The organism is Nocardiopsis alba DSM 43377, assembly GCF_000341225.1.
GTDB lineage: Bacteria > Actinomycetota > Actinomycetes > Streptosporangiales > Streptosporangiaceae > Nocardiopsis > Nocardiopsis alba.
Map to the genome: position 1 here is coordinate 101,003 of NZ_ANAC01000005.1, position 24,916 is coordinate 125,918.

At 69.7% G+C, this 24,916-nt stretch carries 21 protein-coding genes; 15 read left to right on the forward strand and 6 right to left on the reverse strand.

Translation table 11 applies throughout. The features are described 5' to 3' along the window. Nucleotides 1-51: 51 nt before the first annotated feature. From D451_RS0104125 to D451_RS28750, 3 genes are read right to left on the reverse strand one after another with little or no spacing between them, the layout of a single operon-like run. On the reverse strand, nucleotides 52-1,272 hold the full coding sequence (locus D451_RS0104125) for a DUF4350 domain-containing protein (RefSeq protein WP_017533516.1): 1,221 nt from the start codon (nucleotides 1,270-1,272) through the stop codon (nucleotides 52-54). After that, nucleotides 1,269-1,919 carry a DUF4129 domain-containing protein gene (locus tag D451_RS0104130; RefSeq protein ID WP_026124814.1) on the reverse strand — a complete coding sequence of 217 codons (651 nt, stop codon included), beginning with the start codon at nucleotides 1,917-1,919 and terminating at the stop codon, nucleotides 1,269-1,271. The genes D451_RS0104125 and D451_RS0104130 overlap by 4 nt, the downstream gene beginning before the upstream one ends. Beyond that, on the reverse strand, nucleotides 1,916-3,337 hold the full coding sequence (locus D451_RS28750; RefSeq protein WP_017533517.1) for a glycerophosphoryl diester phosphodiesterase membrane domain-containing protein: 1,422 nt from the start codon (nucleotides 3,335-3,337) through the stop codon (nucleotides 1,916-1,918). The genes D451_RS0104130 and D451_RS28750 overlap by 4 nt, the downstream gene beginning before the upstream one ends. A 446-nt stretch (nucleotides 3,338-3,783) precedes the next feature. On the opposite strand from D451_RS28750, the gene mtrA reads away from it, so the two are divergent. From mtrA to hpf, 5 genes are all read left to right on the forward strand, one after another. After that, nucleotides 3,784-4,461 (forward strand): MtrAB system response regulator MtrA, encoded by a 678-nt coding sequence (gene mtrA / locus D451_RS0104140; RefSeq protein WP_014908694.1) that lies wholly within the window; start codon nucleotides 3,784-3,786, stop codon nucleotides 4,459-4,461. Between the two features lie 16 nt (nucleotides 4,462-4,477). Beyond that, the gene (gene mtrB, locus D451_RS0104145) at nucleotides 4,478-6,244 is read left to right on the forward strand and encodes an MtrAB system histidine kinase MtrB (RefSeq protein WP_017533518.1); all 1,767 of its coding nucleotides are present in this window, start codon (nucleotides 4,478-4,480) and stop codon (nucleotides 6,242-6,244) included. Further along, nucleotides 6,241-8,145, forward strand: coding sequence for an LpqB family beta-propeller domain-containing protein (locus tag D451_RS0104150; RefSeq protein ID WP_014909913.1), 1,905 nt, complete (start codon nucleotides 6,241-6,243; stop codon nucleotides 8,143-8,145). The genes mtrB and D451_RS0104150 overlap by 4 nt, the downstream gene beginning before the upstream one ends. An 84-nt stretch (nucleotides 8,146-8,229) precedes the next feature. Beyond that, on the forward strand, nucleotides 8,230-9,066 hold the full coding sequence (locus tag D451_RS0104155; protein WP_017533519.1) for a ComF family protein: 837 nt from the start codon (nucleotides 8,230-8,232) through the stop codon (nucleotides 9,064-9,066). A gap of 821 nt (nucleotides 9,067-9,887) precedes the next feature. After that, complete coding sequence (gene hpf, locus D451_RS0104160) at nucleotides 9,888-10,562, forward strand: ribosome hibernation-promoting factor, HPF/YfiA family (RefSeq protein WP_014910965.1); 675 nt, start codon at nucleotides 9,888-9,890, stop codon at nucleotides 10,560-10,562. 143 nt (nucleotides 10,563-10,705) lie between these two features. On the opposite strand, the gene D451_RS28910 is transcribed toward hpf, so the two are convergent. Continuing rightward, nucleotides 10,706-10,936: a hypothetical protein gene (locus tag D451_RS28910; RefSeq protein WP_017533520.1), complete on the reverse strand. Its 231-nt coding sequence runs from the start codon at nucleotides 10,934-10,936 to the stop codon at nucleotides 10,706-10,708. 610 nt (nucleotides 10,937-11,546) lie between these two features. On the opposite strand from D451_RS28910, the gene secA reads away from it, so the two are divergent. After that, the gene (gene secA, locus D451_RS0104170; protein ID WP_017533521.1) at nucleotides 11,547-14,390 is read left to right on the forward strand and encodes a preprotein translocase subunit SecA; all 2,844 of its coding nucleotides are present in this window, start codon (nucleotides 11,547-11,549) and stop codon (nucleotides 14,388-14,390) included. 72 nt (nucleotides 14,391-14,462) lie between these two features. Here the strand turns inward: secA and D451_RS0104175 are convergent, their stop codons facing one another. Continuing rightward, nucleotides 14,463-14,915, reverse strand: coding sequence for an Lrp/AsnC family transcriptional regulator (locus tag D451_RS0104175; protein WP_014910230.1), 453 nt, complete (start codon nucleotides 14,913-14,915; stop codon nucleotides 14,463-14,465). Between the two features lie 117 nt (nucleotides 14,916-15,032). Between D451_RS0104175 and D451_RS0104180 the strand changes: the two genes are divergently transcribed. After that, nucleotides 15,033-15,650 (forward strand): LysE family translocator, encoded by a 618-nt coding sequence (locus tag D451_RS0104180; RefSeq protein ID WP_017533522.1) that lies wholly within the window; start codon nucleotides 15,033-15,035, stop codon nucleotides 15,648-15,650. A gap of 55 nt (nucleotides 15,651-15,705) precedes the next feature. On the opposite strand, the gene D451_RS0104185 is transcribed toward D451_RS0104180, so the two are convergent. Beyond that, nucleotides 15,706-16,749, reverse strand: a complete 1,044-nt coding sequence (locus D451_RS0104185; RefSeq protein ID WP_014912977.1) for an SIS domain-containing protein — start codon at nucleotides 16,747-16,749, stop codon at nucleotides 15,706-15,708. A 331-nt stretch (nucleotides 16,750-17,080) separates the two neighbouring features. Between D451_RS0104185 and D451_RS0104190 the strand changes: the two genes are divergently transcribed. The 8 genes from D451_RS0104190 to D451_RS0104225 all read left to right on the forward strand — a co-directional run bounded on the left by D451_RS0104190 (nucleotide 17,081) and on the right by D451_RS0104225 (nucleotide 24,889). Beyond that, a complete protein-coding gene (locus tag D451_RS0104190) occupies nucleotides 17,081-17,818 on the forward strand; it encodes a GntR family transcriptional regulator (protein WP_014912080.1) in 738 nt (245 codons plus the stop codon). A 47-nt stretch (nucleotides 17,819-17,865) separates the two neighbouring features. After that, complete coding sequence (locus tag D451_RS0104195) at nucleotides 17,866-19,341, forward strand: PTS transporter subunit EIIC (RefSeq protein ID WP_017533523.1); 1,476 nt, start codon at nucleotides 17,866-17,868, stop codon at nucleotides 19,339-19,341. Between the two features lie 142 nt (nucleotides 19,342-19,483). Then, complete coding sequence (locus D451_RS0104200) at nucleotides 19,484-19,720, forward strand: glucose PTS transporter subunit EIIB (protein WP_014911802.1); 237 nt, start codon at nucleotides 19,484-19,486, stop codon at nucleotides 19,718-19,720. 96 nt (nucleotides 19,721-19,816) lie between these two features. Then, nucleotides 19,817-20,305, forward strand: coding sequence for a PTS sugar transporter subunit IIA (locus D451_RS0104205; RefSeq protein ID WP_014912279.1), 489 nt, complete (start codon nucleotides 19,817-19,819; stop codon nucleotides 20,303-20,305). A gap of 97 nt (nucleotides 20,306-20,402) precedes the next feature. Next, nucleotides 20,403-22,076, forward strand: a complete 1,674-nt coding sequence (locus D451_RS0104210) for a glycoside hydrolase family 3 protein (protein ID WP_017533524.1) — start codon at nucleotides 20,403-20,405, stop codon at nucleotides 22,074-22,076. Between the two features lie 121 nt (nucleotides 22,077-22,197). Continuing rightward, on the forward strand, nucleotides 22,198-22,854 hold the full coding sequence (locus D451_RS0104215; protein WP_017533525.1) for an HAD family hydrolase: 657 nt from the start codon (nucleotides 22,198-22,200) through the stop codon (nucleotides 22,852-22,854). 81 nt (nucleotides 22,855-22,935) lie between these two features. After that, nucleotides 22,936-23,394, forward strand: a complete 459-nt coding sequence (locus tag D451_RS0104220) for a DUF6912 family protein (RefSeq protein WP_017533526.1) — start codon at nucleotides 22,936-22,938, stop codon at nucleotides 23,392-23,394. 247 nt (nucleotides 23,395-23,641) lie between these two features. Next, nucleotides 23,642-24,889 (forward strand): cytochrome P450 family protein, encoded by a 1,248-nt coding sequence (locus D451_RS0104225; protein WP_026124816.1) that lies wholly within the window; start codon nucleotides 23,642-23,644, stop codon nucleotides 24,887-24,889. Nucleotides 24,890-24,916: the final 27 nt, after the last annotated feature.

Here is a 24,916-nt window from a genome sequence, read left to right on the forward strand (position 1 = left end):
TGTCGATTCCGGTCTGTGGGGGGAGCGCGGTACGGCCCGCGCGGACCCGGATCACCGCAGCCTCCGGGCGAGCCCGTCCAACGTGTCGGCGAGCCGCAGCATCGCCTCGTCGTCCGCCGAGTACGGGTCCGTCGGGCCCGGGTACAGCAGCGGGCCCAGGGTGCCGGGGTCCTCGCCGGTCCGTGCGGCCAGCGACGCGATCACGGCGTCGGGTCCGGAGTCGGAGTTCAGCCCCATCCGGGGGACCGCGCGTTCCAGGAAGCCGGCGCGCAGAGCGGCCACCGCCCGGTCGCGGGCCCGTCGGGAACGGTACAGCCGGGCCCGGCCCTCGGTGGTCTCGGAGGCGCGCACCACGACGGGCAGCGACTCCGGGACCAGCGCTCCCATACGCCGACCGCGCCAGAGGGCGAGCAGGGCCAGGGTCAGCACGAGGGGGAGGAGGGACCAGCGCAGTCCGCTCGACAGCAGCTCCCACATGGTGGCCCCGCCGACCTGGGTGGGCGGGTCGGGCCGCAGCCACACGACGTTCTCGGCCGAGGCCAGGTTCAGCCCCAGAGCGGCGTTGCCGTCGGAGTCCAGCGCGTCGTTGGTGAGGAAGGTGCCGCTGCCGAGCACGGTGGTGGCGCCACCGTGCGGGGAGTCGACCCTCACCAGGGCGGAGCCGTTCCGGCCGGGGTAACAGCTCTGGGAGACCACCCCGTCGGCGACCGAGTACAGCTCCGTGGACGCCTCACGGTCGAACCGGGGCGTCCCGCCGATCCTGGCGGCTCCGGCGGCCTCGGCCGCGGGCAGGGGGCACTCGGGCGCCACCGGCTCCGAGGCCTCGCCTCGGCCGGTCACGTCGGTGCCGGGGGCGAAGGCCGCGAGCGAACGCAGGGACGGCTGGACGAGGACGGTGTCCGTGCCCAGTTCGGAGAGGGTGTCGAGCTCCTCGGGCAGCAGACGGTGGTCGAGGAAGACCAGGAGGACGGTGTCCTCCCCGGCCCGCTCCACCGCGTCCACGGCGGCCCCGGAGTCACGGACCACGGTGACATCGGACCTCTCACCCAGGATCCGGGCGAAGGCACGGGTGCCGTCGGGGGAGGGGGAGTCCGGTTCCAGGAGCCCGTCGGGGAAACGCTCGGCGCCCAGCGACAGTAGGACGGCCACCACGGACAGGGCGGTCAGCAGGATGACCGGGAAGCGGAACGCGCGCCACAGGCGGCGGACCGTCGTGTCCGGGCCGGGACGGACGGGGGCGGGGGGCGCCTCCGGCGGTGCGGCGATCGTCATCGGCGCTCCTCCTCGACGGTCGTGGCCCCGGCGTTCGCGGGGCGGGCCGCGGCGAGACGGACGTCCAGTTCCCGCAGGGTCCGCGCGGACTCGGCGGTCGCGGGGCGGTCGCCGTAGACCACGTCGTTGAAGATACGGGTTCCCTCGCGCAGCGCCTCGGCCTCGCCGGGGAGGGTCGAGGACGCCTCGTCGGCGAGTTCGGTCGCGGTGCGGCCGGGGCGGGGGGAGACGATCGTCCGCTCCTCCAGGTCCACGCTGATGGCGCGCAGCCGTTCGGTGACGGCCTCCGCGAACTCGCCGGCGGCCTCGTGCCGGTCGGAGGCGGCGCGGTGGTCGGCGGCGGACAGGACCGTGCCCTCGTGCACGGGAGCGCCGGCCCGACGGGAGCGGGAGGGGCGCAGGAAGACGATGAGCGCGACGATCAGGACCAGGAGGACCACGAGGATGATCAGGGCCCACACCCAGCCGGGGATCACGCCGTCTCCGGCCATGACCAGGCGTCCCAGCATCTCGTCCAGCCAGGCGATGAAGCGGTCGAGGAAGGAGGGTTCCCTCCCCCGGTACAGGGGGTCGGAGAGCTCTTGGATCGCACGCCGGCGGCCCTCCTCCCCGGTCGTCTCCAGGGGGACGATCATCGGGAGTGTCATGCGCTCCGCTCCGGCAGGTAGATCTCCGGTCCGACCCCCTCGCCCCGCTGGGCGGCCTGGTGCAGCCGCAGGTCCAACCCCTCGCGGCGCATGCGCAGATCGATGTAGAGCAGGGTGTTCACACCCGCCACGAACGGCTGGGTGATCGCGTAGAGGAGGACGGTGGCCACGTAGGTGACGGCGGCCGACACGATCACGCCCCAGGCGGCCTCGGGGGCGAGGAAGGCGATCCCGCCGCTGACGATGGCGGCCGGGGTGTTCAGGACCATCTGCACGACCATGACGATGAGCATGGCCAGGAGCCAGTAGCCCAGGGTGCGCCACCAGCTTCCCCGGGAGAGCCGCCAGGATCGCGCCATGGCCTTGAAGGGGCCGATCCGCTCCAGCACGACCACGGGCATGGCGTAGTAGAGCCGGACCCAGATCCACACGGCGGGGGCGACCACCACGGCCAGGGTCAACAGGGCCACGGCCAGGGTCACGACGATGCCGATCAGGACGCCCTCGTCGCCTCCGGCCGCCACGCCGGCCATGATGCCGACGAAGAGGGCGAGGAACATTCCGAGGAAGAAGACGACGCCGAGGACCAGCTGCATGACCAGCTTGATCAGGGACAGACCGAGAACGGCCCCGATCCGTCCGCGCGCGGCCTCCCACGCCTGCTTGGGGGTGAGCCTGTGGCCGAGCACGGACATGCCGATGACCGCGGCCAACAGGCCGAGCAGGACGGCCCCGCCCAGGTAGGTGATCAGAGAGCCGAGGTAGACCAGGGCCGTGGAGAGGGGCGAGAACGGGAAGATCGGGTCATCGGGGGAGACCGCGTACGGGTCGGCCGTGAGCTCGTCCAGGAACGCGGTGTAGTCGTCCAGGAAGAGCGTGGACCCGATGGTGCTCAGGATGCTCGCGAGCCCCATGACGATGATCGCCAGGCCCATGGTGGTCTTCGGGTTGTTGCGGATGTAGCCGAACGCCCCGTTGAAGACGTCGCCGAGGCTCATGGGACGGAGCGCGACCACACCGGGCTTGGGCGCCATGGGACGGCCCTGGCCGGGGTGGGGGCCGTAAGGGCCCGCGTGGTGCGGGGGGTATCCCTGGCCGCCGGGGGCGTGTCCGTACGCGCCCTCTCCGGGCGGGGGGTATCCGTATCCGGGGGCCTGGTGCTGTCCGGGATAGGGGTCGTAGGGGGCCTGTCCGGGAGGCGGCCCGTAACCGGCGGCCTCGGGGCGGTCCTGCCAGGGAGAAGGCGTGGGGTCCGGCGTCGCGGGCGATCGGGGGGCGTCCTGCGACGGGGTGGCCCCTCCGGGAGCGGCCCAGCCCTCGGACGAGGCCCCGGACTCCCCGGATTCGGGCGACCCCTGTCGCTCGGTCCCGTCCGGGGTCCGCCCGGAGGTGTCCCGGTGGTCGTCCTCCTGGGTCATCCGTCCCGCCCTCCGTGAGGCTCGGTTACTCGGCGCGAGCATTTTCGCGCGAATTCTGAACTATCGGAAACCAACCTACCGGCCGGCTCCACCGCTCCTCAGCGGGTGTGGAGTGTGGCCCAGGACAACCGACGCACTTCATTCCTTTTGTATGCTTTCTGTTACCAAGTGGCCAAGTCGTAGAGCTTTCCAGGTTCTCCTGGACAGGAACGACACGGCCGGTGGCCGAAAACGGTCCAAAAGGGCCCAACGCCGTTGATCGCTCTTCCTACCGGGCCGGAAGCCGGCAAGGTTGGAGAGGACGAAACCCGGTTCCCCGGCTCCCCGGACCGGGGAACCACGGGCACCGAATCACTGACGCAGTCTTGAGTGTTCCAGGAGAGAGGAGTAGGCGCCGGGCTCTCCGCCCACGAGGCGGTGACGGACACCCGGTGCCGGACACACCGATGAAGGGACGTGTACTGGTTGTCGACGATGACCTCGCCCTCGCCGAAATGCTGGGGATCGTGCTGCGGGGTGAGGGGTTCGAGCCCTCGTTCGTCCATGACGGGGACAAGGCCCTGGAGGCCTTCCGCGAGACCAAGCCCGACCTGGTCCTCCTCGACCTGATGCTCCCCGGGGCCGACGGCATCGACGTCTGCCGTCAGATCCGCGCCGAGTCCGGCGTGCCCATCGTCATGCTCACCGCCAAGAGCGACACCGTGGACGTCGTTCTGGGCCTGGAATCGGGGGCCGACGACTACATCGTCAAGCCCTTCAAGCCCAAGGAGCTCGTGGCCCGCGTGCGCGTTCGACTGCGCCGCACCGAGGAGCCCGCTCCCGAGGTGCTCCAGATCGGAGACATCACCATCGACGTCGCCGGTCACGCCGTGCGTCGTGACGGCGAGCAGATCAGCCTCACCCCGCTGGAGTTCGACCTCCTCGTCGCCCTGGCCCGCAAGCCGCGCCAGGTCTTCACCCGCGAGGTGCTCCTGGAGCAGGTCTGGGGCTACCGCCACGCCGCCGACACGCGCCTGGTCAACGTCCACGTCCAGCGCCTGCGCGCCAAGATCGAGAAGGACCCGGAGCACCCCGAGGTCGTCGTGACCGTTCGCGGCGTCGGCTACAAGGCCGGTACCGCCTGATCCGGCCGGGTTCCCTATGACCGTGTCCGAACCCGAGGAGGGGCGGGCGGCCGACCCCGAAGGGGTGCGGTCCGTCCCGTCCTCCGGAGGGCTGTCCGAGGCCGGGGGACGGCGCCGGGAACAGACCACGGGGTTGACCCGGGCCTACTTCCTCGCGCAGCGGGCCGCACGCGCCCTGGTGAGCTTCGTGCACACCAACTGGCGTCGCTCGCTCTACCTCCGGGTCATCAGCACCACCCTGGTGCTGTCCCTGGTGGTCATGGCGGGGCTGGGCTACGTGCTCATCTCCGAGGTGCGCGGAGGGCTGCTGGAGGCCAAGACCAGCGCCGCGGTCAACGACCACCGGGCCGGGCTCGGCTACGCGCTGGCCGAGCTCCGAGAGGACGAGAGCAGCGACCGCGAACGGCTCCTGAACGACATCGCCCGGGAGCTGACCAGCCGCAGCGGCGAGACCGGACTTTACGGCGTGGTGATCCTGCCGTCGGTGAGCGACGAGCGCGGTTGGGCGACCGTCGACGAGGAGACGGTCGACGAGAGCATCCCGGATCGTCTGGTCGAACAGATCCGGCTCTCCGAGACGCCCGATCAGCAGTACCACACGTATACGCGGATCGAGACCGAGGACGGATCGATCGAGCCGGCGCTGGTCGTGGGCGCCCAGCTCACCCACGCCTACGAGCTCTACTACGTCTTCCCGCTCCAGCACGAGCAGGAGATCCTCGACCTGCTCCAGAACACGGTCGCGCTGATCGCGGTCCTGCTGGTGATCCTGCTCGGACTGATCGCCTTCATGATCACCCGTCAGGTGGTCACGCCGGTGCGCTCCGCGGCCCAGTCCGCCGAACGTCTGTCCTCGGGCGACCTCACCGAACGCATGACCGTGCGCGGCGAGGACGACCTGGCCCGGCTCGCGATGTCCTTCAACGACATGGCGGGCAACCTCCAGGAGAAGATCCAGGAACTGGAGGAGCTGTCCAAGGTCCAGCGCCAGTTCGTCTCCGACGTCTCGCACGAACTGCGCACCCCCCTCACGACCATTCGGATGGCGGGGGACCTGCTCTTCGAGGACCGGGAGGAGCTGGACACCTCCCACCGACGCTCCGTGGAGTTGCTCCAGAGCCAGGTGGAGAGGTTCGAGGAACTCCTCTCCGACCTGCTGGAGATCAGCCGCCACGACGCCGGGGCCGCCACCCTGGGGATCGAGTCCGCCGACATCCGCGACTCGGTGATGAAGGCGGTGGGCGACGCCGAGCAGATCGCCGAACGGCGCGGCATCAAGGTCGTCCTCCGGCTGCCGGCCGAGCCCTGCCTGGCCGAGTTCGACACCCGACGGATCAACCGCATCCTGCGCAACCTCGTGGTCAACGCGATCGAGCACAGCGAGGGACGGGACGTGGTGGTCGCCGCCGCGGGGGACCGCGACGCCATCGCCGTCGCCGTGCGCGACTACGGCGTGGGCCTGAAGGAGGGGGAGGAGCACCTGTGCTTCGACCGCTTCTGGCGGGCCGACTACTCTCGTGTGCGCACCACCGGGGGCACCGGGCTAGGGCTGTCCATCGCCAAGGAGGACGCCACCCTGCACGGCGGTTGGCTCCAGGCCTGGGGCATGCCCGGTCAGGGGTCCCAGTTCCGCTTGTCCCTGCCCCGACGCTCGGGGGCCGAGCTGCGCGGATCACCGCTGCCGCTGGTACCGCCGGAGATCGCCCTGGGCCGTAACTTCACCTCCATGGGAGACCAGTCCGCCAAGGCGCGGGGAGGGACCGACGACGAGGAGGCCCTGTGACGCACAAGGCGGGGTCGGCGAGACCCACCGTGATCACGCGTACCATCGCGGTCTGTCTGTCCGTCTGCGTGTCCCTGACGGCCTGCGCGACCATCCCCATGACCGGTCCGGTGGTCCCCGGAGAGGGCGGGGACGTCTCGGGCGACCCCTATGACGGCTATGTGCGTCTCCTTCCGGCGGGCCCCCAACCCGGTGTGGCCCCGGAAGGGCTGGTCGACGGCTTCCTCAAGGACATGGGCAGCTTCGAGGACGACCACAAGGCCGCGCGCAGCTACATGCTGCCGCCGACGGCCGAGGACTGGTCGCCCAACGGGGCGGTCCGGGTCTTCAACGACCTGGACTCGGCCGACTTCGACGCCGACATCTCCGCCGACGGCCTCACCGCGACCGTCCGGGTGCGCAGCAACCTGGTGGCCGACATCGACGAGAGCGGCAAGTACGTCCCGACCCAGGTCGGGGCGGCCCTCCTCGACGAGACCTTCACCCTGGCCCGGGAGAACGAGGACCCCGAGGGCGAGTGGCGGATCCAGGACCTCCCCGACGAACTGCTCCTCAGCGAACTCGACGTCGAACGCACGCACCGGCCGTTCAACCTGTACTACCTGAACCCGGAGGGGACGGCCCTGGTCCCCGACCCGGTCTACCTGCCCGTGAGCACGGACAAACTGGCCGAACGCCTGCTCCGCAAACTCATCTCCGGCCCCACCGACTGGCTCTCGCCGTCCGTCGAATCGGCCTTCCCCGAAGGCGCTCGGGTGGATCTGGAGATCGACTCCCAACGCGCCGTGATCGACATCCGCGGCGTCTCCGACCCCGACGAGTACGCGATGGGGGCCCAGATCGCCTGGACCCTGCGCCAGCTTCCCGAGGTCCAGGAGTTCACCCTCCAGATCGACGGCGAGGACGTCTCCTTCCCCAACTCCGACGGGGACAGCGCCGATCGCCCACGACCGGGCAGCGAACTGTGGTCGAGGGTGAGCCCCGGGGCCATCTCCAGCGGTATCCGCGCCTACTACACGCAGGAGGGGCAGCTCTGGTCCGCCTCCGACTGGAGCTCGGAGAGCTTCGGCGACGTGGAGCCCGTCCCCGGTCCGCTCGGCCGGGGCGACGTGCGGCTGGAGAGGTTCGCGGTCTCCATCGACGAGAGCACCATCGCGGGCATCACCCAGGGCGGCCGTGAGGTCGTCACCGGCTTCGTGAGCCCCGGAGCGCGGACCGACGAGGTACTCGACGAGGGCCTGTTCACCGATCTGTCCTGGGACATCAACGGCGACCTGTGGGTGGTCGAGGAGACCCGGGACGAGGAGGACGGGGACGACGACGAGGAATCCGAGGACGCCTCCGACGCCGAGGGCGACCCCAACCTCAGTGGGAGCGGGACGGAGGAGCCGCCCGAACCCGGCGACAGCACCCTGTGGGTGTTGAGAGACGGGGACGAGGTGGCCCGGGTCCAGGTCAACGGGTTGCGGGACCATTCCCTGGTCAGCTTCCAGATCTCCCGGGACGGCACCCGGGCCGCGGTCATCACCGAACAGGACGGGCAGCGCTCCCTGAAGGTGGGACGGGTGTCCCGGGACGGGGACGGCCAGGTCACGGTGGACGCCTTCATCGCCCTGGGCCGGGGCGTGGAGGACCTCATCGACGTGGCCTGGCGTTCGAGCGATCAGCTCGTCGTACTGGGCAGCCGCGAGGGCGGTGCCCCGCAGGCCCTTCTGGTGTCCCTGGACGGAGGGAGCCCGGCGGCCAGCGCCGGTACCCCGGCGGCGGGGATGGTCACCATCTCGGGAGCCCCGGGGCAACCTCTGCTCGCCGGCTCCGACGACGGCAACATCTGGGCCTCCAACGATCCGCTGAACTGGCAGAACGTGGTCGAGGGCGGGTCGCCGACCTTCCCGGGCTGACGCCCGGGGGTCGGGGCGGGGACGTTGTCCACAGATCCCGGAACGGGGCCGGCGGGACGGACGCCGAACACCGATCCTGGGAACATGGACCACGAACCCGTGTTCGCGCGTCGGTGGCCCGGACGGTACGCGCTCCGGGTCCGTGACCTCCTCCTCACGTTCGCCACGGCCCTGCTCGACCTCCTACTGCCCTCCCTCTGCGCGGGCTGTGGCGGGACGGAGGGACCTCTCTGCCCCGACTGCCGGACGCTGCTGGCACGCGGTCCGCGCCCTTGCGCGCCGCGCGCGGGGTGCCCACCGGTGTGGGCGGCCGGAGGCCACGCCGGTCGCGAGCGACGTGTTCTGCTCGCCTACAAGGAGCACGGCGACGTCCGGTTGCTGCGCCCCTTGGGGGAGCGGCTGGCCCGTACCCTGCTGGCCTCCCGCCGCACGGGGCCGGACGTTCTCCTGGTCCCGGTCCCGGGCCGTCGAGGCGGTGCCCCTCGAAGAGCCGTGCCCCGGTTGGCGCGCGCGTGCGTCCTGTACTCGGGCCCTCGGGCCACCCTCGGGGTCGCCCCCGTCCTGCGGTACCGCCACACGGCGCGCGGCCAGGTCGGACTGGGGCGGGCCGAACGTCTGGCCAACCGGGTGGGGACCCTCGAGGTCGTTCCATCCGATCGGGGCCGCGCCCGGGGGCCGCGGAGCCGATCCGGTGGTGTCGTGGACGTACGAGGGCGCAGGGTCGTGGTCGTGGACGACGTGCTCACCACCGGGGCGACGCTTCTGGAGGCGACCCGCGCGCTGCGCGAGGAGGGCGCGCGGGTGATCGGCGCGGTGGTCCTGGCCGAACGGGAACGGTCGGCCCGGCCTTCGGGCCGGCGTCCTACATCGGCCGGCCGATCGGATCCGAGGCCGGAAAGAAGGTTTTACAAAGCCCCCTGAACAGGCGAAAAGTGCCTATTTGTAAGGCTTGACGATGATTTTCGGTTGCCCGAGGCCCTCTTCACTACCTGACAGACGGGCCAGGACAGGTTACGGTCCAGGTATGGCACCCGTCCGGGTCCGTGGTTGCGCCGGACATTCGAAGCCTCCGGGAACACCGGAGGACTTCGCCGGCAAGCCGATGCCAGGCGCAGGCGAAACGGCCCACGTAAGGCGACTTTTCGTCGACCGATCACGGTGCGCCTTAGAGGTAAGTCCTGCCCCACTGAGGGTCCCGATGTCCCTCATGACAGGGAGAAGAGCAGTAGTCGCGTTCAAGAGCGGCGACACTCTCAGCAGGCGGATGTGGGGACGAAGACCAGGTCGGCCGGACGGGTGGCATGCCGACGTGCGAGGGTTCGTCGTTCCCGGAGCCACGGCTCCGGGGGTGCGGGCCCCCACACGGTCTTTCGCCGCGCCCCGACCCCCCTGTTCCGGGGCCGTCCCCGGCCGTGACGCGCTCCACAGCGAGGTCCGGGCGACGACGCCCTCCCGCCTCCGGTGGGGGCCGGAGACCGTTTTCCGTTCCTCTGTGGGGCTTTCCATCTCAAACGCGATGAAAGTCCTTATTCGCAACTCACGGGACCTGGGCAAACATGTACGCGGGGCGGGTGATGACCCCGCCTCCGATGGGTATACGCACTTCCAAGCGAGCCGAGCCCCGGCCGAGGCCGGGCACCGACGGAAGGGGGCCGACGCGTCATACCCCTCCTCGCCACGGGAGGGGAGCAGAGCCAGCCTGGCCGTCGCCTTCACGACGGCCACGCGATGAAGGGGGTCCTATGGACATCATCGTCAAAGGTCGACGCACCGGTGTGAGTGAGAAGTTCCGACAGCACGTCGAGAACAAGCTCGACAGGCTCTCCAAGTGGGAGCGCAAGGGCATGAGCGTCGATGTGGAGGTGTCCCAGGAGCGCAACCCCAAGCTCGCCGACGTCCGCGAGCGGGTTGAACTGACCATCCACTCGGACGGACCCGTGATCAGGAGCGAGGCCGCCTCCATCGATCGTCATGGCGCCCTCGACCTGGCCATCGACAAGATCGAGGCCCGTCTCCGCAAGGCCGCGGATCGCCGCAAGGTCCACCGTGGCAGCCGTACTCCCGTCTCCGTGGCGGCCGCGACCGCCGATCTCCCCGGGGACCTGGCCTCATTCGCCCCGACGACCACCACGACGGCACCCCCGGCCCAGCGCGAGGGGGAGGAGGAGATCGACGGCGTCGAGGTCGACGGTCGCTTCTCCGGCGAGTTCGTCGAACTCGATACCCAAGGGGACGTTCCCGTGATCGTGCGGGAGAAGGTCCACCGGGCCAAGCCGATGAGCATCGACCAGGCGCTGATGGAGATGGAACTGATCGGGCACGACTTCTACCTCTTCCACGACGAGGTCAAGGACACCCCGAGCGTCGTCTACCGCCGTAAGGGCTTCGACTACGGTGTCCTGCGCCTGACGGACTGACCCCATCCCATCCCGTCCCGGTGACCGATCGGGACGGGACCACCTCGAAGGCCGATCGCGGCGGACCGGAACAGGGTCCGCCGCGATCGGCGCGGACGGGCCCGCGTGCCTCGCCCCCGGGCACGCGGGCCCGTCCTTCGAGGTCAGGCGCGATAGGCGTCGGTGGAGCGCTTGATCCGGTGCAACGGCGTCTGGTGCGGTTCCTCCGGCTCGTCCCGGGGCGGGTCGAGGACCACGTCGCTCAGGATGTCGCAGGACACCGCCACCACCAGCGCGATCACCATCAGGACCGCTCCGATGACCAGGAGCACCACCGAACCGCCCAGGACGATGCCCAGGCCGCCCAGGGCGAACCCTATGAAGGCGAGGGCCACCCCGACCCAGGAGGCCGCGCGGCCCCGGTGGCCGCTGCTCGGAGCCAGCGAACCCCCCTGGCGCTGGAAGCCCCGGATGTGTCCCCGACGATCCTGCTCGTCGTCGGTCGGTCGGTGCCCCTCCCAGACCAGCGCCGGGTCGATCTCCTCGCTGGGCCGGGGCGGGGTGCGGCGGGGCCCCCCGACCCCCCTCGACCACCGTCTCGATCACCTCGGCGGGAGTGCGGGGGAACGACGTCTCCCGGTCCCCGGCCTCCGCGCTCTTGGGCTCCTCGTGCCTTCTTCCCCCACGCATGTCGTCCCCCCGGTCGCGCTTGCGTCGTCGAGCGTCACCGCGGGACGGAGCACCGCATGGAACGCTCCTTCACCCATTGCACTACCCGGTGAAATGCGCGACTCTGCACAAATATTGAGAAAAGGGCGGGAACATCCGCCCCCGTTCCACTCGTTCGGCAAGAGGGCGGGAATCGGGCCACGGTCCTCTAGGATGTAGGCCCGAGGACCCAGGATTCCCCCTGACCTCCGTGGCCACGGAAGCACGGTCAGCGGGCCCGACCCGTCTCTCCGCCTCGGGTGGAGCCGACCGCGATCTGCGAGGAGCGCATAGGAAGTGCCAGGCATACTCGACAAGCTCCTGCGCGCGGGTGAAGGTAAGATCCTGCGCCGGCTCAAGAAGTACAAGGACCAGGTGAACCTCCTCGAGGACGACTTCGTCGACCTCAGTGACGAGGAGCTGCGCGGTCTGACCCAGGAGTACAAGGACCGCTACGAGGACGGCGAGTCCCTGGACGACCTCCTCCCGGAGGCCTTCGCGACCGTCCGCGAGGCGGCCAAGCGCACCTTGGGCCAGCGCCACTTCGACGTGCAGATCATGGGCGGCGCCGCCCTGCACCTGGGCAACATCGCCGAGATGAAGACCGGTGAGGGCAAGACCCTGACCGGAACCCTCGCGGTGTACCTCAACGCTCTGGCCGGCAAGGGCGTCCACGTCATCACCACCAACGACTACCTGGCCCGACGCGACGCCCAGAACATGGGTCGCGTCTACCAGTTCCTCGGCCTCGAAGTCGACGTGGTCGGTCCCCAGATGACCACCACCGCCCGCCGCAAGGCCTACCAGGCCGACATCACCTACGGAACGAACAACGAGTTCGGTTTCGACTACCTGCGCGACAACATGGCGCTCTCGCTCAAGGACACGGTCCAGCGCGAGCACTACTTCGCCCTGGTCGACGAGGTCGACTCCATCCTCATCGACGAGGCGCGCACCCCGCTGATCATCAGCGGGCCCTCCGAGCAGAACTCGCGGTGGTACTCCGAGTTCGCCAAGATCGCTCCTCGTCTGAAGAAGGACGAGGACTACGAGGTCGACGAGAAGAAGCGCACCGTCGGCATCACCGAGTCCGGTGTCGCCAAGGTCGAGGACTGGCTGGGGATCGACAACCTCTACGAGGCGGTCAACACCCCGCTGATCAGCTTCCTCAACAACTCCCTCAAGGCCAAGGAGCTGTACCGCAAGGACAAGGAGTACATCGTCAAGGACGGTGAGGTTCTCATCGTCGACGAGTTCACCGGTCGTGTCCTGGCGGGTCGTCGCTACAACGAGGGTATGCACCAGGCCATCGAGGCCAAGGAGCGCGTCAAGATCAAGGACGAGAACCAGACTCTCGCCAAGGTCACGCTCCAGAACTACTTCCGCCTCTACGAGAAGCTCGCCGGCATGACCGGTACCGCTCAGACCGAGGCGGCCGAGTTCTCCCAGACCTACGGCGTCGGCGTGGTGCCCATCACCACCAACAAGCCGATGATCCGTGAGGACGTCAAGGACGTCGTCTACAAGCACGAGGACGCCAAGTTCCAGGCCGTGGCCGAGGACATCGCCGAGCGTCACGAGGCCGGACAGCCCGTCCTGGTCGGTACCACCAGCGTCGAGAAGTCCGAGTTGCTCTCTCGGATGCTGAAGCGCGAGGGCGTCCCGCACGAGGTCCTCAACGCCAAGAACCACGCCCGTGAGGCCGCGATCATCGCGCGCGCGGGCAAGCTGGGTTCTGTCACGGTGGCCACCAACATGGCCGGTCGCGGTACCGACATCATGTTGGGCGGCAACCCCGACTTCCTCGCCGACGAGGAGCTCCAGAAGCGGGGCCTGAGCCCGCTGGAGACCCCGGAGGAGTACGAGGAGGCCTGGCCGGAGGCCCTGGCCAAGGCCAAGAAGGAGTTCGAGACCGAGCACGAGAAGGTCGTCGAGGCCGGCGGTCTGTACGTGCTGGGCACCGAGCGCCACGAGTCGCGTCGTATCGACAACCAGCTTCGAGGCCGTTCCGGTCGTCAGGGTGACCCGGGCATGTCCCGCTTCTACCTGTCGCTCCAGGACGACCTGCTGCGTCTGTTCAACTCCAGCCGTCTGGAGGTGTTCATGAACCAGCTGAACATCCCGGACGACCAGCCGATCGAGTCCGGCATGGTGAGCAAGGCGATCGCCTCCGCTCAGGGCCAGGTCGAGACGCAGAACTTCGAGATCCGCAAGAACGTCCTCAAGTACGACGAGGTCCTCAACCGGCAGCGCAAGGTCATCTACGCCGAGCGCCGCAAGGTCCTGGAGGGACAGGACCTGCGCGACCAGGTCGTCGAGATGCTGGAGGAGGTGCTCCGCGGCTACGTCGTCGAGGAGACCTCGCGCGGCGACGCCGACGACTGGGACCTCGACAAGCTCTGGCGGGCCTTCAAGCAGGTCTACCCGATCGGGTTCACCGTCGACGAGTTCATCGAGGAGAACGGTGACCTGCACTCGCTGACCGCCGAGCTCATCGCCGAGCGCGTGGTCGAGGACGCCAAGAGCGCCTACGACAAGCGTGAGGCCGACCTGGGCGAGGAGGCGATGCGCGAGGTCGAGCGTCGCGTCATCCTCCAGGTGATGGACCGCAAGTGGCGTGAGCACCTCTACGAGATGGACTATCTCCAGGAGGGCATCGGCCTGCGCGCGATGGCCCAGCGCAACCCGCTGATCGAGTTCCAGCGCGAGGGCTTCGACATGTTCCAGCAGATGCTGGAGGCCATCAAGGAGGAGTCGGTCGGCTACCTCTTCAACGTCGAGGTCCAGGTCCAGAAGAAGCAGGAGCCCTCTCTCACCGCCGCCGCGGCCGCGCAGACCGCGACCTCCGTCGGAGGGGCCTCGGGCGCGACCGCCGTGGCCACGGCCGTGGACGAGGACACCGAGGCCGCCGAGGCCGCTTCTCCCGAGACCGAGGCGGAGCCCGCCGAGGACGTCGTCGTCCCCGGTTTCGGCGAGGGACAGCCCGAGCGTCTCCAGTACTCGGCTCCGAGCGAGGACGGGACGGTCGAGCGCCACAGCGAGACCGCCGACGAGTACGCGGGCACCTCGCGCAACGAGCCCTGCCCCTGCGGTTCGGGCAAGAAGTACAAGAAGTGCCACGGAGCCCCCGCCACCAAGTAGCGGTTCCGTATCCACGCGCGCGGGCGCGGCCCCGGAAGGGACCGCGCCCGCGCGCGTGTGCGTTCGCGGGGTTCAGGACGGTAGGGGGCGGTCCTGGACGACGTGTTTCATGACCAGGGTCGAGCTCAGGCGTTGGACCCCGGGCAGGGTGGCCAGCGCCTCGTCGTAGAGGGTCCGGAAGGCGGCGAGGTCGGCGCTGACCACACGCAGCAGGTAGTCGGGGTCGCCGAACAGACGCTCGGCGCGGACCACCTGGGGTATGGCGGCCACGGCCTCCTCCAAGGCGATGACGGTGTCCCGGTCCTCTTGGAGCATGGTGACGAACACCAGGGCCTGGAAGCCGAGCCCCACGGCCTCGGCGTCCACGAGGGCACGGTAGCCGCTGATCACCCCGGAACGTTCCAGTTCGCGCAGGCGACGGTGGCAGGGGGAGACGCTCAAGCCCACCCGGTGGGCCAGTTCGGTGACACTGAGGCGGCCGTCCTCCTGGAGCTCCGCAAGAATCTTCCGGTCAACGATATCCATGGCGAATATTCTTCCACTCAGGGCGGAGTTCCGCGCAAACAGTGGAACCATATTCGGTCGTTTTGAGACTACTCTTCCCCTCTGAACTGGTCTTTCGGGGGGAAGAGGGGTCCTGCTGTGGGCGCGGGAGCGGTCGCGACGTTCTGGACGGTGTCGGTCCTGTTGGTCATGGTGCCGGGCGCCGACTGGGCGTACGCGATCTCGGCGGGGCTGAGGGACCGCTCGGTCCTGCCCGCGGTCGGCGGCCTGGTGATCGGCTATGTGGCGCTCACCGCGGTGGTGGCCGGCGGGGTCGCCGCCCTCGTCACCGGTACTCCGGGCCTGCTCACCGGCCTGACCGTCCTGGGGTCGGTCTACCTGATCTGGCTGGGAGCGGCCACCCTGGCCCGGCCCGCGGTGCCGGGAGTGGGCGCCGGGGACGAGACGTCGGGCTCATGGGTGGCGCGGATGGTCACCGGGACCGGGGTGAGCGGACTCAACCCCAAGGCGCTCCTGTTGTTCGTCGCGCTGCTCCCACAGTTCACCGACCCCGACGGGGGATGGCCCCTGGCCGCGCAGATCGGCACCCTGGGCCTCGTGCACACCGCCAGCTGCGGTGTGATCTACCTGGGGGTGGGGGTGCTGGCTCGGCGGGTCCTGGGCGCCCGCCCGGCGGCGGCCCGCATGGTCACCCGTGTCTCCGGGGCGGCGATGGTGATCATCGGCGCGGTCCTGTTGATCGGCCGCCTCCTCTGATCCACGGCATGCCGAAGGGCCCCGGAACGATGTTCCGGGGCCCTTCGACGTCGTCTCAGGAGGTCTGGGTGACCTTGTTGAGGCCCCGGGGCACGTCGGGGTCGTAGCCCAGACGGCGGGCCAGACGCTCGGTGAGCAGCTGGGCGGGGACGATCAGGTTCATGGGCGAGACCCATTCGGGCACGTCGGGGACGGGCACCGAGAGGTCGCTCGCGGCGGCCAGCGCCTCGCCTCCACCGAAGCCGAAGACCGGGGAACCGGCCGAACGGGCCCGCTCGGCCAGGGCCACCGTGCCCTGGAGGGTCGGCCCGTCGGGGGCGGCCATCAGCAGGGTGGGCGTCCGCGGGTCCACGACGGCGATGGGGCCGTGCAGGAGGTCCGCGTAGGACATGCCCATGGCGTGGGTGTAGCAGGCCTCCTTGAGCTTCAGGGCGGCCTCCAGGGCGGTGGAGAAGGCCAGCCCGCGCCCGGAGATCACCGCTCCCTGCACGGCGACCATCCGCTCGACGATCTCCTCCAGAGCGTCGGTGGGGGCCGCGAGAGTCTCCTCGATGCCCTGGGGGACCAGCTCCAGCTCGCCCGGGTCCAGCTTCGCGCCCAGACCCAGGGCCAACACGGCCAAGGCGGCGAGCTGGGTGTTGTAGGTCTTGGTCGCGGGAACGGCCAGTTCCTTCCCGGCCCGGGTGACCAGGGCGACGTCGGCCTCCTCGGCGAGCGTGGAGTCGGCGCCGTTGGTGACGGCCACGGTTCGGGCGCCGCAGTCGGCGGCCCAGCGCATGGTGTCGACGATCTCCTCGGTCTTCCCGGACTGGGAGATGGCCACCGCGAGCACCTTGGACAGGTCGAGTCTGGATCCGTAGACCGTCGCGACGGAGGGGGAGCCCAGGGTGGCCAGGCGGCCGGTGTGCACTTGAAGCAGGTAGCCGCCGTAGACGGCGGCGTTGTCGGAGGAGCCCCGGGCGATGAACAGGACGTGTTCGGTCTCGCGTCCCAGGGCCTCGATCTCCTTGCGCAGGGGTAGGAGTTCGGAGAAGGTGCGGCGCAGAGCCTCGGGCTGCTCGGCGATCTCCGCTCGCATCACGCTCGTCTTGGTGGTCATGGGGAACCTTCCCAGGTGGTGTACGGGCGCTCCTGGATGGGCGCCGGGGGCCGCGCCGGTGGATCGGGAACGGCGTGGGGCCGGTGTTCCGGCCGCCGTCGTATCGCTTCGGATCCGGTGCGTTCGGGTGGATTGACACAAAGGTCGAAGCTGTGGTCTAGTCCGGACTATACCAGTCGAAACCCGGAAGAGCCGGTGAACACCGGATGCCGGGACCCGTCGCGCGCTAGGGTCTAGGTCGTGTTTTTTCGGGTCATGACGTGCCTGCGAGAACATCAGGAGAGCACTTCCCGCTCCGACCCCGCCCGCCGAACCAGAAGGCCTCCCGACCATGGCGATCGACCCGGACAACCCACTGCCCAAGTACGTCCAACTCCGTGATCTGCTCCTGGACTGGATCGCCGCGACCGGACTGGGCGTGGACGACATGGTCCCCTCGGAGCGAGAACTCAGCACCACCTATGGCCTGTCCCGCATGACCGTGCGTCAGACCATCGACCTGCTGGTGGCCGACGGTCGGCTCTATCGGGTACCGGGCAAGGGCACCTTCATCGCCCGTCCCAAGATCGAGATGTCCCTGGTCCTGGCCTCCTTCAGTGAGGACATGCGCGCGCGGGGCTATGAACCCGGCGCCCGCGAACTGATCCGCCAGGTCATCCCGGCCAGCGGTCACACCGCGCGCATGCTGGACATCGCTCCCGGAACCCTGGTCCACCACATCGAACGCATGCGCACCGCGGACGACGAGCCCATGGCGGTGGAGCGTTCCAACATCCCCGCCGCGATGGTCCCGGGCCTGGAGGACTACGACCTCGCCGAGAGATCCCTCTATGAGGTCCTGGAAAACGAGTTCGACATCCTGTTGGATTCCGGAGAACAGACCATCGAGGCCGGGATCTGCGACTCGGCCGACTCCCGTCTCCTCGGTCTGCCCGCGGGAAGCCCGGTGCTGATCATGCAGCGTCGCAGCTTCGCCAAGGGACAGTGCGTGGAACTGGCGCTGTCCACCTACCGTGCCGACCGCTACCAACTGCACTCACGGTTGGACCCGCGCAGGCACGGCGACTGACGTCCGCGCCCGCCCGGGGCGCCCGGTCGAGAGGAAGACCCCCCACCATGTCGGACCCCGCTGCCGCCGACAGTTCGGCGAAACCCTCGAAGGAACCCACTCCGGGACGAAAGCGCGGGTCGTCCGCGCTGGCCGTGCTGCAACGGCTCGGTCGCAGTCTCATGATGCCGATCGCGGTCCTGCCCGCCGCCGCGATCCTGCTCCGTCTGGGGCAACCCGACCTGCTCGGGGCCGAAGGACTGGCCGGTATGCCCGGCATGGGCTGGATGGACCCCGTCTCCGGTGCCGTGGGCACGGCGGGCGACGCGATCTTCCAGGCCCTGCCGCTGCTCTTCGCCATCGGTGTGGCCATCGGCTTCGCCAAACGCGCCGATGGTTCGACCGCGCTGGCCGCCGTCGTCGGCTACCTGGTCTTCGACCGGGTCGCCACCTGGACGATGGCCACCTTCGACGGTCCTCAGGGGGACCTCGGCTACCAGGTCACCTCCTATCCGCTCCCGGTCGACCCGGTGACCCGTGAACCCGTCACCGATCCGGAGACCCTCAACGAACTGACCCCGGTCATCGACCACGCGGTCAAGAACCCCACCGACGTGCTCGGCGGCATCGCGATCGGCCTGATCGCCGCGGTGCTGTGGCAGCGCTACCACCGGATCAAGCTGCCCACCTGGCTGGGTTTCTTCGGCGGACGCCGCTTCGTGCCCATCGTCACGGCCCTGGCCGGCCTGTTCATGGGTGTGGCTCTCGGCGTGCTCTGGCCCGTCGTGGGCATGTGGATCCAGAACCTGGGCGAGGGCATCATCGGCGCCGGAGCCCTGGGCGCGGGGATCTACGGGGTCATCAACCGCATCCTGCTGCCCATGGGCCTGCACCATGTGGTCAACTCGTTCATCTGGTTCGTCTCCGGCTCCTACACATCCGATGACGGCACCACCACGCACGGGGAGATCACCCGTTACTTCGCCGGGGACCCCGACGCGGGCGGCATGCTGTCCGGCTTCTTCCCCGTCCTGATGTTCGCCGTCCCCGGGGCCGCCCTGGCGATGTGGCTGGCCGCCGCCCCGGCACGCCGCGCTCAGATCGGGTCGATCATGATCCCGGCCGCGCTGACCGCGTTCGTCACGGGCATCACCGAGCCGGTGGAGTTCGCCTTCATCTTCGTGGCCCCCCTGCTGTACGGGGTGCACATCGTGCTCACCGGCGTCTCGATGGCCGTGATGAACGCGCTCGACGTGCAACTGGGCTTCGGCTTCTCGGCAGGCCTGATCGACCTGTTGCTCAACGCCACGAAGGACAACACCCAGGGGTTGGGGATCCTGCTGCTGTTCGGGGTGCTCTACTTCCTGGTCTACTTCGGGATCTTCTACCTGCTCATCACCAGGCTGAACCTCCCCACCCCCGGCCGCGAGGCCGATCCGGAGGAGAACGCGGCGGCGCCCGTCTCCTCGACCGCCGGGTCGGAGAGCGGTGGGGACGCGCCACCCCGGCGATCGTCGGACCAGGGTCCCGATCGCCCCGACTGATCTGTGGCCGCGAGGTGTCCCGAGGATCTTTCGGGACACCTCGCGGCGGAGGACCCTGGCGTGTGGCATGCGCCACCCCTAAGCTCGGCTCAGACTCACGGACGTGTCCCGCGGGGCACCCGATCTCAAGCACGGAGGGCACATGGCGGACAAGGCGGAGGCGATCGTCGCCGGACTCGGCGGTGCGGCCAACATCGAGGACATCGAGGCCTGCATCACCCGGCTGCGCACGGAGGTCGCCGACCCGGGGCTGGTACGCGAGAACGACCTCAAGGCCGCCGGGGCCCACGGCGTCCTGGTCTCCGGGAACGTCGTCCAGGTCGTCGTCGGCCCCGAGGCCGACAGCCTCACCGACGAGATCCAGGATCTTCTCGAATAGTCCATAGGGCTCGGAACGGGAGCGGTCAAGAGGACTCGGACCTTTTTGGTCGGTACGTTCTCGGATGAAGTCCCGTCCTCAGGGAAGACCTTCCCCATGTCAGACGTGAACGGTGCGCTGCGCGTACTCTCCCCTGTCACCGGAACGGCGATGTCCCTGGAGACGGTGCCCGATCCGGTCTTCTCCCAGAGCATGGTCGGCCCCGGCCTCGCCGTGCACCCCGAGCCCGGACAGGAAGGCGGCCAGGAGTCCCGTCAGACGGCGGTGGCGCCCATCACCGGGACCCTGGTCAAACTCCATCCGCACGCCTTCGTGGTGATGGCGCCCGACGCACGTCGCGGTGTCCTCGTCCACCTGGGCATCGATACCGTGCAGCTCGCCGGCGAGGGGTTCACGCTCCTGGCCGAGGAGGGCACCGAGGTCGTCGCGGGCGCCCCGGTGATCGAATGGTCGCCGGGGTCGGTCGCCTCCCTCGGCAAACCCTCCGTGGTGCCGGTGGTGGCCCTGGACGCCTCCGCCGACACCCTGAGCGAACACGTGGACGGCGCGGTGACGAGTGGGGAGGACCTCTTCGTCTGGACCTGAGCCGGAGCGCCCGAACGGCCCGAGGGTGGCCCCCGCCACTCGCGCGGACCGGATAGTCTCCGGCGGCAACCAGCGTTCCATCGGAGATGAAGCCCCAATGAAACCGCGCGCCCTGGTCCCGGTCTGCGCAGGCCTGGCCCTGATGATCAGTGCATGTACCACGACCCCCGAGGAGGTGGGTTCCTCGCCTGAGGACAACGAACAGAACCCGGGCGCCTCGGCCGAGCCCTTCGAGCCGGTCCTGGCTCCGCGGTTGCTCGCCGAGATGGACCTGGACGACAAGATCGGCCAACTCCTGGTCCTGTCCGCGCAGGGCACCACGGCCGAGGAGAACGCCTCGCTGATCGAGACCCACCGCCCCGGCGGGCTCATCTACTTCGACGCCAACCTCGACGACGCCGAGCAGATCGCCCGGATGTCGGCGGGGGTCCAGGAGATCGCCACCGAACAGGGACAGGGGGTCCCGCTGTTCCTCGGCATCGACCAGGAACAGGGGCGCGTCGTGCGCATGCCGGTGGGAACCCTGTTCCCCGACGCGATGGCGGTCGGCGCCACCGGCGACACCGAACTCGCCGCCCTGCGCGCGGCCACCACGGCGAACGAGCTCACCGCGGTGGGGATCAACCTCAACTACGCCCCCGACGCCGACGTCAACACCGACCCGAACAACCCGGTGATCGGCATCCGCTCCTTCGGCTCCGACCCGGACGCGGTGGCGGAGATGGTGCTGGCCGAGGCCGACGCCTACGCCGAGAACGGCGTGGTGCCGGTCGCCAAGCACTTCCCCGGCCACGGCGACACCGACGTCGACAGCCACAGCGGCCTCCCCGTCATCGACCTCCCCCGGGACCGGTGGGAGGCCGAGCACCTGCCGCCCTTCCGCGCGGCGGTCGAGGCGGGCATCGACTCGATCATGACCGCCCACGTGCTCATGCCGGGGCTGGAGAGCGACGAGGACCCCGACCCGGCCACCCTCTCCCCGACGCTCATCGACGGCATCCTGCGCGACGAGCTCGGCTATGACGGCGTGGTCACCACCGACGCCCTCAACATGGACGGCGTGCGCCAGCGCCACTCCGACGGCGAGGTCGCGGTCCGGGTCATCGAGGCCGGTGTCGACCAGCTCCTCATGCCCCCGAACCCCGAGGAGGCGGTCGCCGCCATCCACGAGGCCGTGGAGAGCGGACGGATCGACGAGGAACGCATCGACCGTTCCGTCCTGCGCGTCCTCACCCTCAAGGAGAAGCGCGGCATCCTGGAGGCCGAGCCGGTCGACCCGGCCGCCGCCACCTCCGCCATGGAGGACCCCGACCACGCCGAGGCCGCCCAGCGGGTGGCCGACGCCTCGGTCACCCTCCTGCGCAACGAGAACGACCTCCTGCCGCTCGCCGCGGGCACCGACGTCAGGGTCACCGGGACGGGGGCCGACCGGATCGCCCCCGCTCTCGCCGACGTCGGCATGAACGTGGTGGAGAGCGGAGAGGCCGTGCTCGTCGTGGGCACCAGCGGCGCCCGGAGCTCCGAGGAGCAGCGTTCCCTGGTCGCCTCCGGACAGGCCCAGGGCACCCCCGTCGTCGTGGTCTCCCAGGACGGCCCCTACGACCTGGAGGCCTTCCCCGACGTCGAGGGCTACCTCGCCCTCTACTCGGCGGTGGAGGTCTCACGGGTCGCGGCGGCCAGGGTCATCTCCGGGCAGGTCGAACCCACCGGGATCCTCCCGGTGGACATCCCCGCGGTCGACATGGGCATCGGTACCGGACTCCGGTACTGACCCCGGTCGGGGGCCGGGACACCCACGAGGTTGAAAAGGGCGGGGAACGGGAAGAACCGTTGCCCGCCCGACCCCTTGGTCGGGCGGTGGTTCAGACCACGGTCACCAAGGAGGGGATCGGATGAACGGCACCCGACGAGGGGTCATCTCCGACTGGGGCGGTGTTCTCACACCGCCTCTTCTCGACGGCATCCGGGCCTGGCTCGACGCCGACCGGATCGACGCGGACCACTACTACGAGGTCATGCGTCCCTACTTCGAGGGCACCCTGCCCGACAACCCCGTACACGCCCTGGAACGCGGCGAGATCGACACGGCCGAGTTCGAACGCGACCTGGCCGCCCTGTTGCGCTCCACCCACGGTGGCCCGGTACGGGCGGAGGGCCTCATCCACCGCATGTTCTCGCGCTTCGAACCGGTGCACGACATGTACGAGACCCTGCGCGCCGCGCGCAGGAGCGGGGCCGGCACGGCGCTCCTCTCCAACTCCTGGGGCAACGGCTACCCGCGCGAACACTTCGCCACCACGTTCGACACCGTGGTCATCTCCGGTGAGGTGGGCATGCGCAAACCCGAGGAACGCATCTACCTGCACACCTGCGAACGGATGGGACTGGCGCCCGAGGACTGCGTGTTCATCGACGACCTCGAACACAACATCGAGACCGCCGAGGCGCTGGGCATGACCGGCATCCTGCACACCGACGTGGAGAGCACCCGCCGGGCGCTGGCCCGCTTCCTCGCCTCCGAGGACGAGACCGAACACCAACCGGCCTGACCGCCTTCGGGCTCCATCCGCACGGTCGGTCCCGGTTCTTTGGGAAACTCGTAGGAAACCGACCGCGCCTTGGAGCCTTCGATGTACGTTTTCCTGCCCAGTACCGTCCCCGCCCTGGCGGCCCTCCTCGACGAGGGACGCCTGGAGGGGACCCCGCTGACCGCCTTCACGGCCGACGCGGGCCCCGACGGCGACTCCGAGGAGGCCGAGTACGCCGCCATGTACGCGGCGGCCGAGGCCTCGTTGCGGATGTTGGCGGCCGACCCCGCGGCCCCGCGCCGTCGGGTCGTCCTGGCCGCCGAGATGCCCGACCGCGCGATCGAACACGAGGCCCGGCACGGTGCCGATGTGGCCCGGGTCCTGCTCCAGGGCGCCGTCCCCTACAAGCGGCTCAAGTCCGTCCACGTGGACGACCCGGACGTCGCCGAGGACATCGCGGAGGCGGCCGCGGACCCGGATTCCGACGCCGCCGAGGACCACGAGCTCATGTGGTTCGCCGTCCAGGAGGCACGCCACCTCGTCGACGAGGCGACCGAGTAGGTCGTTCCTCTCCGGGGAGCGAGGGGCCTCCTCTCCAGAGAAGGGGGCGTCCCCACGTGCGAGTGTGGCGGGGGAGAACCCCTGTGACGTGGGGGGGATCCGGGGCGGAACTTTTTCGGAGAACGTGTTCCGGAACCGTTGTCGGAGAGGAGTATCGGGCGTAGAAAGAGGGCCAAGCCGCCGACGCGGAGCCGAAACCCCGCTTCCGTGCTCAGTGCCCTCTCTCGTTCGGTCCTCGGAGGCCGCCATGCCCCCCAGCGCAAACGAACACCGGAACGAACCCGCCTGTCCCTTCCGTATGGACCCGGCGGGAGGCGACCTCCAAGCGGAGGCCGCGGAACTCAGACAGGTAGGACCCGCGGTCCGGGCCGTGCTCCCCGGAGGGGTGGTGGCCTGGTCCGTCACCCGCTACGAGTCGATCAAGGAACTGGTGTCCGACCCCCGGGTCTCCCGTGACTTCCGAGCGCACTGGCCCGACCGCGATCGGGTGCCCGACGGCTGGACCCTGGGCGCGCTCACCTTCATGGAGGGCTTCCTCAACCGCTACGGAGAGGAGCACCGGCGCCTGCGCAGGATGGTCTCCCCGGCGTTCACCCCCAAACGCGTCCGCGCGTTGGAGGAGACCGTACGGGACCGGGCGCGCGTGCTCATCGCGGAGATGGCCCGGAGCGCCCCCGGAGACGTCGTGGACCTGCGCTCCTCCTTCTCCTGGCCACTGACCATGTGGGTGATCTGCGAGCTGCTCGGTGTCCCCGACGAACGCAGAGAGGCCCTGGGGGCAGCGGTGGACGCCCTCCTCGACACCTCCGCCGCACCCGAACGGGCCCTCGAGACCCGCGGCCACATCTACCGCCTGCTGGCAGAACTGGCCGAGTACAAGAGGGAACATCCGGCGCCGGACCTGACCGGGGACCTCACCGCCTACGAGGGCCGTGGGGAACTGAGCTCAGAGGAACTGGTCGGCACCCTGCTCCTCATGATCGGGGCCGGGTTCGAGACGGCGGTTAACCTCATCACCTCCTCCGTCCACTCCCTGCTCACCCACCCCGAACAGCGGGAACGCCTGGTTCGAGGGGAACTGTCGGCGGAGGAGGTCGTCGAGGAGTCGCTGCGGCGCGACCCGCCCGTCATGCACCTGCCCATGCGTTACGCGGTCGAGGACATCGACCTGGGGGAGGGGGCGCTGATCCGGCGCGGCGAGGCGATCCTGGTCGGCTTCGGCGGCGGTGGCCGGGACCCGGAGCTCCACCCGGAGGCTCCGGACCTCTTCGACCCCGACCGCACGTCCAAGGAACACCTGTCCTTCGGCTTCGGCGCGCACTTCTGCGTGGGAGCCCACCTGGCCCGCCTGGAAGGACGGGTGGCCCTGGAGGAACTGTTCGCCACGCTCCCCGACCTGGAGCCGGCCGCCCCCGGGGCCGAACCCCCGAGGATCCCCTCGATCATCGTCAACGGCGCCGCCGAACTGCCGGTGATCCCCCACCCCGCCACCTGAGCCCGGCCGAGGTCATCGCCCCTCGTA

What these genes read in the sequence shown, in the direction of transcription:
- D451_RS0104125 (WP_017533516.1), bottom strand. Translation starts at nt 1,272, where the DNA reads ATGACGATCGCCGCACCGCCGGAGGCGCCCCCCGCCCCCGTCCGTCCC.
- D451_RS0104130 (WP_026124814.1), bottom strand. Translation starts at nt 1,919, where the DNA reads ATGACACTCCCGATGATCGTCCCCCTGGAGACGACCGGGGAGGAGGGC.
- D451_RS28750 (WP_017533517.1), bottom strand. Translation starts at nt 3,337, where the DNA reads ATGACCCAGGAGGACGACCACCGGGACACCTCCGGGCGGACCCCGGAC.
- mtrA (WP_014908694.1), top strand. Translation starts at nt 3,784, where the DNA reads ATGAAGGGACGTGTACTGGTTGTCGACGATGACCTCGCCCTCGCCGAA.
- mtrB (WP_017533518.1), top strand. Translation starts at nt 4,478, where the DNA reads ATGACCGTGTCCGAACCCGAGGAGGGGCGGGCGGCCGACCCCGAAGGG.
- D451_RS0104155 (WP_017533519.1), top strand. Translation starts at nt 8,230, where the DNA reads ATGGACCACGAACCCGTGTTCGCGCGTCGGTGGCCCGGACGGTACGCG.
- hpf (WP_014910965.1), top strand. Translation starts at nt 9,888, where the DNA reads ATGGACATCATCGTCAAAGGTCGACGCACCGGTGTGAGTGAGAAGTTC.
- D451_RS0104175 (WP_014910230.1), bottom strand. Translation starts at nt 14,915, where the DNA reads ATGGATATCGTTGACCGGAAGATTCTTGCGGAGCTCCAGGAGGACGGC.
- D451_RS0104185 (WP_014912977.1), bottom strand. Translation starts at nt 16,749, where the DNA reads ATGACCACCAAGACGAGCGTGATGCGAGCGGAGATCGCCGAGCAGCCC.
- D451_RS0104190 (WP_014912080.1), top strand. Translation starts at nt 17,081, where the DNA reads ATGGCGATCGACCCGGACAACCCACTGCCCAAGTACGTCCAACTCCGT.
- D451_RS0104195 (WP_017533523.1), top strand. Translation starts at nt 17,866, where the DNA reads ATGTCGGACCCCGCTGCCGCCGACAGTTCGGCGAAACCCTCGAAGGAA.
- D451_RS0104200 (WP_014911802.1), top strand. Translation starts at nt 19,484, where the DNA reads ATGGCGGACAAGGCGGAGGCGATCGTCGCCGGACTCGGCGGTGCGGCC.
- D451_RS0104205 (WP_014912279.1), top strand. Translation starts at nt 19,817, where the DNA reads ATGTCAGACGTGAACGGTGCGCTGCGCGTACTCTCCCCTGTCACCGGA.
- D451_RS0104210 (WP_017533524.1), top strand. Translation starts at nt 20,403, where the DNA reads ATGAAACCGCGCGCCCTGGTCCCGGTCTGCGCAGGCCTGGCCCTGATG.
- D451_RS0104215 (WP_017533525.1), top strand. Translation starts at nt 22,198, where the DNA reads ATGAACGGCACCCGACGAGGGGTCATCTCCGACTGGGGCGGTGTTCTC.
- D451_RS0104220 (WP_017533526.1), top strand. Translation starts at nt 22,936, where the DNA reads ATGTACGTTTTCCTGCCCAGTACCGTCCCCGCCCTGGCGGCCCTCCTC.
- D451_RS0104225 (WP_026124816.1), top strand. Translation starts at nt 23,642, where the DNA reads ATGCCCCCCAGCGCAAACGAACACCGGAACGAACCCGCCTGTCCCTTC.